We start from the raw sequence: 12,874 nt of genomic DNA on the forward strand, positions 1-12,874 counted from the left end.
CCATGCGCCAGATCTTCAGCAGCCAGCGCGTGGAAACCGTCGAAGGCGTGGCCGAGCTCCTGCGCGGGCATGGCATCGAGGTCAAGGTGACCAACGGGCGCTCCTACAAGACCCGTCGCCGCGGCCAGTTCAGCTATACCGACCTGGGCAACGCCAACGCCTATCCGGCGGTATGGATCGTGCGTGCCGACGACCAGCCGCGCGCGCGCGAAATCCTGCGCGAGGCGCGCCTGCTCGACACTACCCGCCGCGACCACCCCACCGCCGAATTCGCCTTCCGCGACACGGCGGAACCGGGCAGCGGCGGCCGCAGCTGGGCCTGGCGCATCCGCATCGCCCTGCTGGTGGTGATTGCTGGCGTGGCGTTGGTCATCGGCCTGCGCCATCGTGGTGCCCCGGCACCGGTCGCGCCGGCCCCTGCCCCGCAGGCCCAGCCGCAGCAGGCACAGCCGGCACCGCAGGCCGCGCCGGCAGAGGAAGAAGTGCGGGTCCGCATCCAGCCCTCCAAGTAAGAGGCGGTAGCGCCGGGCCATGCCCGGCGAGCGCAGCGGCCTGTCAGCAGGGCCGCGACTTCACCGTAACCCGTCAGGATTGGCCCCCCCTTGTTGTTCAAGGGGGCGCGCCAACGGCGCGGGGATGAGGTGGAATGCGCGGACTGAAGATGCATCAGCATCTGCGGTCACACTTCGCGCGCGGCTCCGTCATGGGACACAATCCCAGCAGGAGAGCTGCCGCCATGACGACGTTCGCCGCATCGATCGACCAGACCCTGGAACGCGAACTGCCCGCCGCCGCAAGCGGTTGCCAGCACGCCTACGGGCGCATCGTGCTGGCCTGCCAGAACACGGTCACCGCCATCGCGCTGGCCATTACCCGCGACCGCCAAGCCAGCGAGGACATCGCCCAGGAGGCCTTCGTCAAGGGCTGGCAGCAGCTGCACCAGCTGCGCAGTTCGACCAGCTTCCTGCCGTGGCTGCGGCAGATCACCCGCAACCTGGCCCGCGACTGGCTGCGCGCCCAGCGCGGGCGCCCGCTGACTGGCGAGGCGGCCGAGGTGGCGATGGGCATGGCCGCCGACCCCGCCCCGGGTGCTGCCGACCGCCTGCAGCGGGTGGAAGAGGAGATCGCCGCCGAGGAGATCATCTCTGCCCTGCCCGCAGACAGCCGCGAAGTGCTGCTGCTGTACTACCGCGAGGGCCAGCGCTCGCAACAGGTGGCCGACCTGCTCGGGCTCAGCGACGCTGCGGTGCGCAAGCGCCTGTCGCGCGCCCGCGCGCTGGTGCGCGACGGCCTGCTGCAGCGCTTCGGTGAGTTCGCGCGTAGCAGCGCACCCAGTGCCGCGTTCGCTACGGCGGTGGTTTCGATGGTACTGGTGGCCGCGCCCGGCACCGCCAGTGCCGCAATCCTGCTCGGCACCGGTGTCGGCATCGGTGGCAGCAAGCTCAGCCTCGGTGGCGCAAGTGCCGCCGGCGGTACCGCGATGGGCTCGCTGACCGCCGCACTGGGGCAACTGCACATGATGCCGGCTGAAAGCTGGGGAGCGGTCATCGGTGGCGTGGTCGGCGGCACGGTCGGCAGCTACTTCGGTGGACGCTTCCTGATGTCGTACACCCGCAGCGAGGCCGAGCGCGCCGACGTCCGCCGTTTCCTCTATCTCAACATCGGCACCTGCATGCTCTGGTGCCTGACGATCCTGATGGCAGTGCTGCTGCAGGCGCCGCTCTGGGCCGTCCTGCTGGTGCAGGTCGCGGGCCTGGCCGTAGTCAACTACCAGTGCCTGGTACCGCTGCAGCGGCTGATGGCGCCGATGATCGCGCGTGACTCGCTGCAGCGCGGGCTCACCGGAACCAACTGGAAGTACGAGGCCATGTACGGCCGCACCGGCATCATCGCCATGAACCTGATGGTCATCGCGCTTGTGCTGTATTCGCTGGTGCGGAGCGGCCGGCTGTAACGGACAACGCCGGCGATGCGCCGGCGTTGTCGTCAATCACTGCATTGAAACTCAGCGCTGCGGCTTCGGCGCGCTGCCATCACGCGGGCCACCGTGGCGCGGGCCGCCGTGCATCGGACCCTTGGCCGCGTCGAACTCGGCCTTGCTCAGCTGGCCGTCCTTGTTGGTGTCGGCGGCGGCAAACCAAGCATCACGATGCTGCTTCATGCGCAGCTCGCGATCGGCCTTGTCCAGGTAACCGTCCTTGTTGAGGTCGAGCTGGTCGAAGCGCGCAGCCAAGCGCGGATCGGCCTTGGCCTCGTCGCGGCTGATGCGGCCGTCATTGTTGACGTCCAGCTTGGCCCAGCGCTCACCGCCGTGGCCACGGCGGCCATGCTGCCAGCGCGGCAGCTCATCGCGCGAGAGCTTGCCGTCCTTGTTCTTGTCCAGCTCGTCGAACTTCGCGGCCAGGCGCGGATTGGCAGCCGCCTCGCTGCGGTCGATCACGCCGTCGCCATTGGTGTCCAGCTTGGCCGGGCGCTGCGCCGGCGTGGCCGGGGTGTCGGCGGCCAGCGCGATTCCGGAAGCGGAGGTGCCCAGCAGCAGGGCCAGCAGCAGGGGGGTACGGATCATGAGGTCACTCCTGGGGATGGGAACAGCGTCGGGGTGATCACTTCACCCTCGGGGGACAACAACGCCCGGGCGCGACCTCGGTTGACGCCACTGCCGATTCCATTCATCCGGCGGACAGTCGCCGCCACTGCGACAGGCTGGGGCTATGCTGTGCCCATGGCGATACATGGCGACAGAGACGACGAACTGCGACTTTTCCAGACCGGCGAGCACCCCTGCGGGTACTGGTCGGACCGGGTGGCACGCGACCTGGTGCTGGACCCGAACGACCGCCGCCTCGGTGCGCTCTATCCGCTGGCACTGAGCTGGGGCTTCCGCCGCAGCGGCGATCTGGTCTACCGGCCCCATTGCGCGCACTGCCAGGCCTGCGTGGCGGTGCGGATCCCGGTGGCGCGCTTCGCTCCGGACCGCAGCCAGCGCCGCTGCGCCGCCCGCAATGCCGACCTGGAGGTACGGATAACCGCCGCCACCGCCCGCGACGACCTGTTCGCGCTGTATCACCGCTACCTCACCCACCGCCACGCCAATGGCGGCATGGACGACCACGGCCCGCACGAATTCGAGCAGTTCCTGATCGGCAGCTGGTCGCACACCCGCTTCATGGAGATGCGCCTGCCCGGCCACGACGGCCAGCCCAGCCAGCTGCTGGGGGTGGCAGTGACCGACGTCACCGAGCACGGCCTGTCGGCGGTCTACACGTTCTTCGACCCGGACCACGCCGCGCGCGGGCTGGGCACCTTCGCGATCCTGCAGCAGATTGAATGGGCGCGCCGCGAGGGCCTGCCACACGTGTACCTGGGCTACTGGATCCGCGGCCACCAGAAGATGGACTACAAGCGCCGCTTCCATCCGCTGGAGGCGTACGACGGCCGCCGCTGGCACGATTTCGACAACGAACTGGACGGGCGCTGACAAACCGCTGACACCAGGCCAGGTGCACAATACGGCCCATGAACATGACCCGCCGCCATCCCCTGATCCTCGCCCTGGCCCTGCTCTGCGGCGCCACCGCCCCTGCCTTCGCCACGTCCCCCGCGATGACCGAAAAGCCGTCCACTGCGCTGCGCCTGGCTACCTACAACACCTCGCTGTACTCCGACGACGCCGGTGGCCTGATCAAGGAACTGGAAGGCGACAGCGAGCACGCACGCAAGATCGCCGCGGTACTGCAGCAGGTGCGCCCGGATCTGGTGCTGCTGAACGAATTCGATTTCGACGACGCCCATCGCGCCGCCGACCTGTTCCAGAAGCGCTACCTGGAAGTCGCCCAGCCCGGCGGCGGCAAGCCGCTGCACTTCGCCTACCGCTATCTGGCCCCGGTCAACACCGGCGTGCCCAGCGGCCTGGACCTGGACAACAACGGCGTGGTCGGCGGCGAAGGCCGCAGCCGTGGCAATGACGCGTGGGGCTACGGCCTGCACCCCGGCCAGTACGGCATGCTGGTGCTGTCGCGCTACCCGATCGACGAAGCCAAGGTGCGCAGCTTCCAGCTGCTGAAGTGGAGCGCGATGCCCGGCGCGATCCGTCCGGTCGATCCGCGCACCGGCAAGAGCTTCTACAACGACCATGTGTGGTCGCAGCTGCGCCTGTCGTCGAAGTCGCATTGGGACGTGCCGGTGAAGACCCCGGCCGGCGTGGTGCATGCGCTGGTCTCGCACCCGACCCCGCCGGTGTTCGACGGCCCGGAGAAGCGCAACGCGGCGCGCAACCACGACGAGCTGCGCCTGTGGCAGGAGTACCTTTCCAAGGGTGACAAGCCGTGGCTGTGTGACGACAAGGGCCAGTGCGGTGGCCTGGCGCAGGACGCACGCTTCGTGATCCTGGGCGACCTCAACAACGACCCGGTCGACGGCGATGGCCGCCATGAGGCGATCGTCGAGCTGATCGAAAACGCCCGCGTGCTGCGCTACCCCACCCCGCGCAGCGTCGGCGGTGAGCAGACCAGCCTGGCCTATGCGGCCAAGGGCATCGAGCGCAAGGGCGCACCGTTCCACGCCACCGGCGACTTCGGCCCGAAGTCCGGCACCATGCGCCTGGACTACGTACTGCCCTCGACCGGTTTCGAGTACATCGGCAGCGGCATCTTCTGGCCGGCCAATGAAAGCCCGGAGGCGAAGATCGCCGACGGCAGCGACCACCACCTGGTGTGGGTGGATGTGCGGTAGAGTCGACTGTTAGTCGACTGCACGGAAATCTGTACCGACCAACGGTCGGTACCCACCGGGTTTCGGTAGGCGACGACCGTTGGTCGTCGCTCCTTTCTTACGGGCGCAGTTCGACGCCGATGGCGTCGGCGGCATCACGCGCGATGGCGCGTGCTTCGTCAATGGTTTCCGCGCGCGCCAGGGTCACGCCCACGCGGCGATGGCCGTGCACGCTCGGCTTGCCGAACAGGCGCACGGTGGTGTCCGGCACGTGCAGGGCGGCGGCGACGTTGTTGAAGTACGGCACGCCCTCGCCGTGCGCCAGCAGCGCGCACGAGGCCGACGGGCCGCTCTGGCGGATCACCGGAATCGGCAGGCCGAGGATGGCGCGCGCGTGCAGCGCGAACTCGCTCAGCTCCTGCGATACCAGCGTCACCAGGCCGGTGTCGTGCGGGCGCGGCGACACTTCGCTGAACCACACTTCGTCGCCCTTCACGAACAGCTCCACGCCGAACAGGCCCCAGCCACCGAGGTCGTCGGTGATCGCGCGCGAGATCTCTTCGGCACGCGCCAGTGCCGCGCTCGACATCGGTTGCGGCTGCCAGCTTTCGCGGTAGTCGCCATCCTTCTGCAGATGGCCGATCGGCGCACAGAACGAGGTGCCACCGGCATGGCGCACGGTCAGCAGGGTGATCTCGTAATCGAAATCGATGAAACCTTCGACGATGCAGCGGCCCGCACCGGCGCGGCCACCGGTCTGCGCGTAGTCCCACGCCGGGGCGATGTCCGCCTCGCTGCGCAGGGTGCTCTGGCCCTTGCCCGAGGACGACATCACCGGCTTGACCACGCACGGCAGGCCGATGGCGGCCACCGCAGCACGGTACTCGGCCTCGGTATCGACGAAGCGGTACGGCGAGGTCGGCAGGCCCAGGGTTTCGGCGGCCAGGCGGCGGATGCCCTCGCGGTCCATGGTCAGGCGTGCAGCACGCGCGGTCGGGATCACCCGCAGGCCCTGCTCCTGTTCCAGCTGGACCAGGGTTTCGGTGTGGATGGCCTCGATCTCCGGCACTACCAGGTGCGGCTGCTCCTGGGCGATCAGCGCGCGCAGGGCCATCGCGTCCAGCATGTCGATCACATGCGAGCGGTGCGCGACCTGCATCGCCGGGGCGTCGGCGTAACGGTCAGCGGCGATCACCTCCACACCCAGCCGCTGCAGCTCGATGGCCACCTCCTTGCCGAGTTCGCCCGAGCCCAGCAGCAGCACGCGGGTGGCGGAGGGAGACAACGGAGTTCCAAGCTTGGCCATGGCGGTTCCAGCAGCGATGTGAAGGCGGGTGGGCATTCTAGCTGGCCGGGCACCCGGGCCATGGCATCCGACGAACGGTAGTCGAAAAGTGATATCACTTTGATATCTTCACTTCGAATCCTCAAGGACGTACCGCCATGAAAGAGAAGTCGCTTGCCTCCCTCAACGGCCTCGGCACCCTGGCCGGATCCCTGCTGGCCGCGCTGGCCGGCGGCGCGCTGTTCGTGCTGGGGGTGGCGGCCAAGGCCAGCACCGGCTCGCCCAACCTGCTGCTGATGCTGGCCGGCGTGCTGGTGGTCGCTGCCGCGGTCTTCATCCTGGCCGGCCTGTACACCATCCAGCCCAACCAGGCGGCCGTGCTGAGCCTGTTCGGCAAGTACGTCGGTACCGTCAAGGACAACGGCCTGCGCTGGAACAACCCTTTCTACGCCAAGCGCCGGGTCAGCCAGCGCGTGCGCAACTTCGAGAGCGGCAAGCTGAAGGTCAACGAGCTGGACGGCAGCCCGATCGAGATCGCCGCAGTAATCGTCTGGCAGGTGGTCGACGCCTCCGAAGCGGTCTACAACGTGGACGACTACGAGAGCTTCGTGCACATCCAGTCCGAATCCGCGCTGCGTGCGATGGCCACCAGCTATCCCTACGACCAGCACGAGGACGGCCAGCTGGCCCTGCGAAGCCACGCCAGCGAGATCTCCCAGCACCTGAAGAACGAGCTGGCCGAGCGCCTGGCCGATGCGGGTGTGCAGGTGATCGACGCGCGCATCAGCCACCTGGCCTACGCCGCTGAAATTGCCCAGGCCATGCTGCAGCGCCAGCAGGCCAACGCGGTGATCGCCGCACGCACGCGCATCGTGGCCGGTGCGGTCGGCATGGTCGAGATGGCCCTGGCCGAACTGCAGAAGAACGGCGTGGTTGAGCTGGACGAGGAACGCAAGGCGCACATGGTCAGCAACCTGCTCACCGTGCTGTGCTCGGACCGCGGCACCCAGCCGATCGTCAATGCCGGCTCGCTGTATTGAGCCACACTCGCAACGGGGTGCCCCACCGCCCCGCCAGGAGCCCCCATGAGTGAGAAGAAAGCCTACCCGCTGCGCATCAATGCCGACGTCCTGGCTGCTGCGCAGCGCTGGGCTGATGACGAACTGCGCAGCCTCAACGCGCAGATCGAATACGTGCTGCGCGACGCCCTGCGCAAGGCGGGACGCCTGCCGAAACCCGCGCCATCGTCGGAGGACAAGGAATGAGCAAGCGTTGGAGCTACCAGACCATCGAGGTCAAGACGTCCATGATGGGCCTGCTCAAGGCCGAGGACATCCAGGCCGAACTCAGCCGCCAGGGCCAACTGGGCTGGGAACTGGTCAACATCATCATCCCGGCGCCGATGCGCCCGGCGATGCTGGTGTTCAAGAAGGAGGCCTGACGCATGGGCGGCAGCGACCCGAAGACGTTTGAAGTGGCCGAGAGCTCGCCGTTGCGCGTGCTCTGGATCGTGCTTCCGCTGCTGGCTGCCTTCGTGGCGTGCGTGTACGCACAGCTGTACAAGGCGCCGGCCAGTGCCCCTTGGATCGAAGTAGCGCTGTCGCCGCCCTGGTTCCGGATGGGTGGCAGTGCCGCCTGGAGTCTGCTGGTGATCGCGGTACTCGGCATCGGGTTGGGCGCAGCATTCTTCCGTCGCCGGGTGGAACTGGACGACAACGTGCTGGATGTGCGCTCGACGATGTACCGCCGCCGCGTCCCGGTGGCGCAGCTGCGGCTGGACCAGGCCGAGGTGGTCGACCTGCAGCGTGACCGCCGCTATGGCATCCGTGTCAAAACCAATGGCTATTCAGTGCCAGGCTTCTATTCCGGCCACTTCCGCCTGCACGGGGGCGGCAAGGGCTTCGCTCTGGTCACCGATCGTGCGCGTGTCCTCGCCCTGCCGGTCAGTGACGGCAGCACGCTGCTGCTCAGCGTGGACCGGCCGCAGGCGCTGCTCGATGCGCTGCACAAAGTGGCCGCGTCGGCGCCACGGCAGTAAGCTGCTGAGATGCAACGACGCGCCCCCCTGCTGATCAACACCGAGGCCATCGAGCTGTGGCCCGCGCACCTGCTGCGTGCACGCAGCAACCTGGATGCACGCCTGCTGTCGCAGGCACACTGGGTGCTGCGGCGCAAGCGCGATGGCCGCTACCTCGCGGCGGTACTGGCGCGCGGGGTTCACGCCATGGTGCCGCGCCTGGCACGCGAGCCAGGGGTGGAGGACGCATTGGCGCTGCTGGATGCAGCAGCGGCGCGTCCGTTCGGCGCCGTGCTGGAGGATCAGTGGTTGCCACTGGCAGACCTGCAGCAGCGCCTGCAGCAGCTTGGCCTGGATGCACAGCGCTATGCCGGCGACAGCGGGCTGCCGCTCGAACCCGAACCCTGCCTGCTGCACTTCGCCGGCCGCGACCGCTTCGCCCGCCCGTTGTGGCTGCACCGTGCCGCCGCGCAGGGCTGGCGGCGGATGCGACTGCACGCGGCACAGGATGGAATTGCGCTGGACGCCATCTCCGGCTTCCGCAGCCATGCCTACCAGTTGGGCATCTTCGAGCGGAAGCTGGCGCGCGGCTTGAGCGTGGCAGAGATCCTGAAGGTCAATGCCGCCCCGGGTTTCAGCGAACACCACAGCGGCTACGCGCTGGACATCGGCACACCTGGCGATGCGCCGGCCGAAGAATCGTTCGAAGCCACCGAAGCGTTCGCCTGGCTGCAGGTGCATGCCGGCGGGCATGGCTTCCATCTGAGTTACCCACGCGACAACCCGCACGGCATCGTCTACGAACCCTGGCACTGGTGCTGGAGACCGGCCAACGGCTGAGCCCCTCGTGGCGAAAGCCTGGAGCGGTCAGCGCATGGCCGCGGGATGGAACAAGACAGCAAAGACAAAAGCCGGTCGCTTCGCTCGAAGCCTCTACAACGGATCAGCGCGCGGCTGTTGGGTCCGCCTTCAAGCGAGCCGAGCACCGCAGGTCCGGCGAGGGCGAAGAGGTGCTTGCGATTCTGTAGAGCCGAGCCATGCTCGGCTGCTCTCCGCACCGCCCCTCGACGGGCAGAGGAGCGCAGGGACCGGTGCGCAGCACCGGCTCGTGGCCGGCGGCGCGTTTCTTTTGGTTACTTTTCTTTTCGCGCGAAAAGAAAAGTAACGCCCATGAACGGTGCAGATCGCATCTGCATGGATCGAAGCGACAACGTCGACTCAGTTACCGCCTCAACGCATTGATCGCCAGCAACACCCATCCGGCCATCATGCTGGTGCCACCGATCGGTGCCATCCGTGTCGGCCACTGCCACAGCGCACCACCCACCAGGCTGCCGGAAAACAACAGCACACCCAGCAGCAGCACGTACAGCGCAAGGTGCGCGATCGCTCCCTGCGCGCGCGGCCCCAGCGCCACCAGCACCGCACCGTGCGCGAACGCATACAGCGCCGCCATGTTCAGATGCTGCTGCGCCAGCGGATCAGCCACGCCATGCGATGCATAGGCGGACAGGCCGATCGAGGCGGCGGCCAGCAGCGCACCCAGGCAGGCCAGCAGCGAAGGCTTACGTGCGCGACGTTCGAGATTGAACATGTGGGCTCCTTGCGCAGCGCCCTTGCCGGGCGCCAGATGAAAAAAAACGCGCCGCAATGAGCGGCGCGTTTTCGTGTCCAACACTACATGGGTCAGCCGAAGCTTACTTGACGGCCCAGTAGATGTCGTAGGTACCTTCCGGGGTGAACGACTTGTCGATGCCGTCCTTCCAGGTTTCGTACGGACGGTCGATCACTTCGTTGCCGGAAGTCACGGCCCAGGCACGCAGACCGTTGCGGGCCACGTCCAGACCCGCCATGTGGCCGGTGTAGGCGGCATGCGCCGAACGGTGCGGAGCCACATGCACGTACTTGACCGGGGCGCCACCGTCGATCTTGACGGTCAGCTCTTCAGCGGTGGCACCTTCAGCACCCTTCTTCTTCACCGGCTGGGCGATGTCGAAGGCGTACTTTTCCTGACCGAAGTCGGTGGTGATGATGCGGAACGGACCGGCGGCTTCAAGGCCATTGGCCTCCATCACGCGCTTGATCCACTCCTGGTTGTCCTTGATGGACTTGGTGATCGTGTCCTGACCACGGTCCACGTTACCGGCGTTGACGACCAGCAGGTCTTCAGCCGGCACGTCGACGATGCCCAGATCGGTCAGCGGGGCTTCCGGGGTGCGGTAGTCCACGTTCGGGACGGTGGCCAGCATGTTGGCCATGCGCGACAGACCCATCTTGATGTCGTCGCCGATCTGGCGGCTGACATACAGGCCTGCATAACGGCCGAACAGGTCAAAGCCGTACTTCACCGAGTAGTCCTGGGTGATCTTGACGTTGCGGCCACCCTTGCCGGTCGGCTCCAGCGTGAAGGTGGTGATCTTGTCGTGACCCTTGGTGGCGTCATCGATGGCGATCGCAACACGCTTGTTCTCTTCGGCTTCGGTGATCTTCCAGGAACCGGTGCCCAGGTCCTTGGAGGTGAAGTCGAGAGTGGCACCGACGCCGGAGGCCGGGCCGGCCAGCTTCAGTTCAACGGCGGGATCGCGCAGTACCAGCGGGTTCCAGTCCTTGAAGCGGCGCAGGCTGCTGACCGTGTCGTACACGATCGTCATCTTGCGGTTGGTCTCGATGCTTTCGGTGATGTGACGCTCGCCCGGCAGACATACGCCAATGATGACGAACAGGCCAGCCACGATCCCCAAGGCGATCAGGAACTCGATAATACGGGTCATTCAGAGAGTCTCCGGGGCCGATCCCACGGCCGGGTTGATTGAAGCGAAGCGCCAATCCTAGCAGGCTTCGCGGGCATTGTTTATCGGGATTGGCGCACCGGTTTCCCTGCCGGCTGCGTATTTGTATGGACAAAGAATTCGAAGCGTACCGCATACCGATACCCGTGAAGTAGGGGGCAACCCCACCCGAGGGCCATGCCTGGGCCTCAAGTCATTGTCCTGAAAAGGTTTTCCTCAGACCAGCTGAAGCTCGAACGCCTTCAGTACGGCACGCGTACGGTCGCGCACGCCCAGCTTGGACAGGATGTTGGACACGTGGTTCTTGATGGTGCCTTCGGCCACACCCAGCGAATTGGCGATCTCCTTGTTGGAGAAGCCACTGGCCATCAGGCGCAGGATCTCGGTCTCGCGGTCGGTCAACGGGTCCGGCCGGTCCAGGCTGACGAACTCGTTGCGCATGTGCTCCAGGCCGGACAGCAGGCGCTGGGTCACGGCCGGCTGCACCAGCGAACCGCCTTCGGCCACGGTGCGGATGGCACCGACCAGCTGCGCCAGGGTCACGTCCTTGAGCAGGTAGCCCTTGGCACCGGCCTTGAGCCCGGCCAGCACCAGCTGGTCGTCGTCGAAGGTGGTGAGGATGATGGTCGGCGGCAGCTGCTCCTGGCGCGACAGCACCTGCAGCGCCTCCAGCCCGGACATCACCGGCATGCGCATGTCCATCAGCACCACGTCGGGACGCACCTGCGGTATCAGCTCCACCGCCTGGCGGCCGTCGCCGGCCTCGGCCACCACCTCGATGCCGTCGTCGAGCGCCAGCAGGGAGCGGATTCCCTGCCGCACCAGGGTTTGGTCGTCGACCAGGCAGACGCGAATCATCAACGCACTCCTTCAGGAACCTTGGTAAGGGCGGCCACCAGCACCGTTGCCGGTACCGTCGCCCGCAGCCGGAAGCCTTCACCGGGCCGGGTCTCGACCTGCAGCTGGCCACCACATTGTTGCAGTCGCTCGCGCATGCCGCGCAAGCCATTGCCCACATTGACCGTATCCGCGCCGACGCCGTCGTCGCGGGCCTCCACCACCACCTGGTCGGGGGCTTCACGGTACACCTTGATCCACAGGTGGCGGGCACCGGCATGGCGCACCGCATTGGTGATGATCTCCTGGGTACACCGCAGCAGCACGTGGGCCCGCTGCGGGTCCTCCACGTTCAGTGGATCCTCGATGTCCAGCTGGATGTCCAGCGAGGGCACGTTCTCGGTCAGCGGGCGCAGCGCCGCGGCCAGATCGATGGCACCGGTCTCGCGCAGCTGGCTGACCACCTCGCGCACGTTGCCCAGCAGCAGCTTGGCCAGGGCATGCGAGCGCTTCACGTGGTCCAGCGCCTGGCCTTCGGCCAGGTGGCCTGCCACCTCCAGGTTCAGGGTCAGCGCGGTCAGCTGATGCCCCAGAAGGTCATGCAGCTCCCGCGAAATACGGGTGCGCTCGTTGACGCGGGCGCTCTCGGCCAGGAGGGCACGGGTGGCGCGCAGCTCTGAATTGAGCCTGCGCTGTTCGTCGCGGGCCTCGGTCTGCTGTCTCGCAACAAGGCTGGTCACGAAGATGAACATGGAAAAGCCGCCATACAGCAACGACTGCATCACCGCTTCGAACAGCGGGAAGCGCAGCAGCAGGTAATAGACCGGCGCCACCGCCAGCTGGCTGACCAGCAGCCACAGCACGCACAGGCGTACCGAAAGCATCCACGGAATGACGCCGGCAGCCACCATCATCAGGATGCTGCCAAGGCCCGAGCCGCTGAGGAAACTGACGCCCAGCGCCGAGACCGTCAGCAGCAGCAGCAGGCCGCGGTCCAGCCAGCTGGTGTGGCTGCCGCTGTCGCTGCGCAGCAGGCGGGTCAGCCAATAGTACGCCGCGCCGAAGGACAGGTAGGCGACAAACAGCAGGATCGCCCAGCCGCCCATATCGCTGCGGCTGTGCAGGTTCTCGAACTGCGAATACGCCAATGGAAGGCCGACCATGACCCAGGTGAACAGGCCGGCCAGACGGAGAACGCGGGTATGGCTGAGGACTCCCAACATGCCAGCACTCTAC

The 12,874-nt window shown here is 67.0% G+C and carries 15 protein-coding genes; 9 read left to right on the forward strand and 6 right to left on the reverse strand.

Going from position 1 to position 12,874, the window contains the following annotated elements; all coding sequences use genetic code 11:
* The first annotated feature begins 2 nt into the window (after nucleotides 1-2).
* Together G370_RS0103150 and G370_RS0103155 are read left to right on the forward strand one after the other, a co-directional pair.
* Nucleotides 3-512 carry a pathogenicity-like protein gene (locus G370_RS0103150; RefSeq protein ID WP_019659302.1) on the forward strand — a complete coding sequence of 170 codons (510 nt, stop codon included), beginning with the start codon at nucleotides 3-5 and terminating at the stop codon, nucleotides 510-512.
* 224 nt (nucleotides 513-736) lie between these two features.
* The gene (locus G370_RS0103155) at nucleotides 737-1,954 is read left to right on the forward strand and encodes an RNA polymerase sigma factor (RefSeq protein ID WP_019659303.1); all 1,218 of its coding nucleotides are present in this window, start codon (nucleotides 737-739) and stop codon (nucleotides 1,952-1,954) included.
* Nucleotides 1,955-2,005: 51 nt separating this feature from the next.
* Here the strand turns inward: G370_RS0103155 and G370_RS0103160 are convergent, their stop codons facing one another.
* The gene (locus G370_RS0103160; RefSeq protein WP_019659304.1) at nucleotides 2,006-2,566 is read right to left on the reverse strand and encodes an EF-hand domain-containing protein; all 561 of its coding nucleotides are present in this window, start codon (nucleotides 2,564-2,566) and stop codon (nucleotides 2,006-2,008) included.
* Between the two features lie 156 nt (nucleotides 2,567-2,722).
* On the opposite strand from G370_RS0103160, the gene G370_RS0103165 reads away from it, so the two are divergent.
* A complete protein-coding gene (locus G370_RS0103165; protein WP_019659305.1) occupies nucleotides 2,723-3,478 on the forward strand; it encodes an arginyltransferase in 756 nt (251 codons plus the stop codon).
* A 38-nt stretch (nucleotides 3,479-3,516) separates the two neighbouring features.
* Nucleotides 3,517-4,731 (forward strand): endonuclease/exonuclease/phosphatase family protein, encoded by a 1,215-nt coding sequence (locus G370_RS0103170; RefSeq protein ID WP_026346946.1) that lies wholly within the window; start codon nucleotides 3,517-3,519, stop codon nucleotides 4,729-4,731.
* 97 nt (nucleotides 4,732-4,828) lie between these two features.
* Here the strand turns inward: G370_RS0103170 and purT are convergent, their stop codons facing one another.
* On the reverse strand, nucleotides 4,829-6,016 hold the full coding sequence (gene purT, locus G370_RS0103175; protein ID WP_019659307.1) for a formate-dependent phosphoribosylglycinamide formyltransferase: 1,188 nt from the start codon (nucleotides 6,014-6,016) through the stop codon (nucleotides 4,829-4,831).
* Between the two features lie 137 nt (nucleotides 6,017-6,153).
* Here purT and G370_RS0103180 point away from each other — a divergent pair, with 137 nt between their 5' ends.
* Genes G370_RS0103180 through G370_RS0103200 form a run of 5 tightly spaced genes read left to right on the forward strand, consistent with a single transcriptional unit; the run spans nucleotide 6,154 to nucleotide 8,852 of the window.
* Nucleotides 6,154-7,035 (forward strand): SPFH domain-containing protein, encoded by an 882-nt coding sequence (locus G370_RS0103180; RefSeq protein WP_019659308.1) that lies wholly within the window; start codon nucleotides 6,154-6,156, stop codon nucleotides 7,033-7,035.
* Nucleotides 7,036-7,080: 45 nt separating this feature from the next.
* A complete protein-coding gene (locus tag G370_RS0103185) occupies nucleotides 7,081-7,260 on the forward strand; it encodes a type II toxin-antitoxin system antitoxin (RefSeq protein WP_019659309.1) in 180 nt (59 codons plus the stop codon).
* Nucleotides 7,257-7,436 carry a DUF4177 domain-containing protein gene (locus G370_RS0103190; RefSeq protein ID WP_019659310.1) on the forward strand — a complete coding sequence of 60 codons (180 nt, stop codon included), beginning with the start codon at nucleotides 7,257-7,259 and terminating at the stop codon, nucleotides 7,434-7,436. Before G370_RS0103185 ends, G370_RS0103190 begins: the two co-directional genes overlap by 4 nt.
* Before the next feature lie 3 nt (nucleotides 7,437-7,439).
* Complete coding sequence (locus G370_RS0103195) at nucleotides 7,440-8,033, forward strand: PH domain-containing protein (protein ID WP_019659311.1); 594 nt, start codon at nucleotides 7,440-7,442, stop codon at nucleotides 8,031-8,033.
* 9 nt (nucleotides 8,034-8,042) lie between these two features.
* Nucleotides 8,043-8,852, forward strand: coding sequence for a M15 family metallopeptidase (locus tag G370_RS0103200; protein WP_019659312.1), 810 nt, complete (start codon nucleotides 8,043-8,045; stop codon nucleotides 8,850-8,852).
* A 382-nt stretch (nucleotides 8,853-9,234) separates the two neighbouring features.
* On the opposite strand, the gene G370_RS0103205 is transcribed toward G370_RS0103200, so the two are convergent.
* The 4 genes from G370_RS0103205 to G370_RS0103220 all read right to left on the reverse strand — a co-directional run bounded on the left by G370_RS0103205 (nucleotide 9,235) and on the right by G370_RS0103220 (nucleotide 12,861).
* Nucleotides 9,235-9,606 (reverse strand): DUF423 domain-containing protein, encoded by a 372-nt coding sequence (locus G370_RS0103205; protein WP_019659313.1) that lies wholly within the window; start codon nucleotides 9,604-9,606, stop codon nucleotides 9,235-9,237.
* A 103-nt stretch (nucleotides 9,607-9,709) separates the two neighbouring features.
* Nucleotides 9,710-10,783 (reverse strand): polyketide cyclase, encoded by a 1,074-nt coding sequence (locus G370_RS0103210; protein ID WP_019659314.1) that lies wholly within the window; start codon nucleotides 10,781-10,783, stop codon nucleotides 9,710-9,712.
* 234 nt (nucleotides 10,784-11,017) lie between these two features.
* A complete protein-coding gene (locus tag G370_RS0103215; RefSeq protein ID WP_005408537.1) occupies nucleotides 11,018-11,659 on the reverse strand; it encodes a response regulator in 642 nt (213 codons plus the stop codon).
* Nucleotides 11,659-12,861: a sensor histidine kinase gene (locus tag G370_RS0103220; protein ID WP_019659315.1), complete on the reverse strand. Its 1,203-nt coding sequence runs from the start codon at nucleotides 12,859-12,861 to the stop codon at nucleotides 11,659-11,661. The genes G370_RS0103215 and G370_RS0103220 overlap by 1 nt, the downstream gene beginning before the upstream one ends.
* Nucleotides 12,862-12,874: the final 13 nt, after the last annotated feature.

Origin of the sequence: Stenotrophomonas hibiscicola ATCC 19867 (assembly GCF_000382065.1) — a bacterium.
Taxonomy (GTDB): Bacteria; Pseudomonadota; Gammaproteobacteria; order Xanthomonadales; family Xanthomonadaceae; genus Stenotrophomonas; species Stenotrophomonas hibiscicola.

Excerpts from the sequence above, each read along its gene's own strand:
- G370_RS0103150 (WP_019659302.1), top strand. The coding sequence starts at position 3 with ATGCGCCAGATCTTCAGCAGCCAGCGCGTGGAAACCGTCGAAGGCGTG.
- G370_RS0103155 (WP_019659303.1), top strand. The coding sequence starts at position 737 with ATGACGACGTTCGCCGCATCGATCGACCAGACCCTGGAACGCGAACTG.
- G370_RS0103160 (WP_019659304.1), bottom strand. The coding sequence starts at position 2,566 with ATGATCCGTACCCCCCTGCTGCTGGCCCTGCTGCTGGGCACCTCCGCT.
- G370_RS0103165 (WP_019659305.1), top strand. The coding sequence starts at position 2,723 with ATGGCGATACATGGCGACAGAGACGACGAACTGCGACTTTTCCAGACC.
- G370_RS0103170 (WP_026346946.1), top strand. The coding sequence starts at position 3,517 with ATGAACATGACCCGCCGCCATCCCCTGATCCTCGCCCTGGCCCTGCTC.
- purT (WP_019659307.1), bottom strand. The coding sequence starts at position 6,016 with ATGGCCAAGCTTGGAACTCCGTTGTCTCCCTCCGCCACCCGCGTGCTG.
- G370_RS0103180 (WP_019659308.1), top strand. The coding sequence starts at position 6,154 with ATGAAAGAGAAGTCGCTTGCCTCCCTCAACGGCCTCGGCACCCTGGCC.
- G370_RS0103185 (WP_019659309.1), top strand. The coding sequence starts at position 7,081 with ATGAGTGAGAAGAAAGCCTACCCGCTGCGCATCAATGCCGACGTCCTG.
- G370_RS0103190 (WP_019659310.1), top strand. The coding sequence starts at position 7,257 with ATGAGCAAGCGTTGGAGCTACCAGACCATCGAGGTCAAGACGTCCATG.
- G370_RS0103195 (WP_019659311.1), top strand. The coding sequence starts at position 7,440 with ATGGGCGGCAGCGACCCGAAGACGTTTGAAGTGGCCGAGAGCTCGCCG.
- G370_RS0103200 (WP_019659312.1), top strand. The coding sequence starts at position 8,043 with ATGCAACGACGCGCCCCCCTGCTGATCAACACCGAGGCCATCGAGCTG.
- G370_RS0103205 (WP_019659313.1), bottom strand. The coding sequence starts at position 9,606 with ATGTTCAATCTCGAACGTCGCGCACGTAAGCCTTCGCTGCTGGCCTGC.
- G370_RS0103210 (WP_019659314.1), bottom strand. The coding sequence starts at position 10,783 with ATGACCCGTATTATCGAGTTCCTGATCGCCTTGGGGATCGTGGCTGGC.
- G370_RS0103215 (WP_005408537.1), bottom strand. The coding sequence starts at position 11,659 with ATGATTCGCGTCTGCCTGGTCGACGACCAAACCCTGGTGCGGCAGGGA.
- G370_RS0103220 (WP_019659315.1), bottom strand. The coding sequence starts at position 12,861 with ATGTTGGGAGTCCTCAGCCATACCCGCGTTCTCCGTCTGGCCGGCCTG.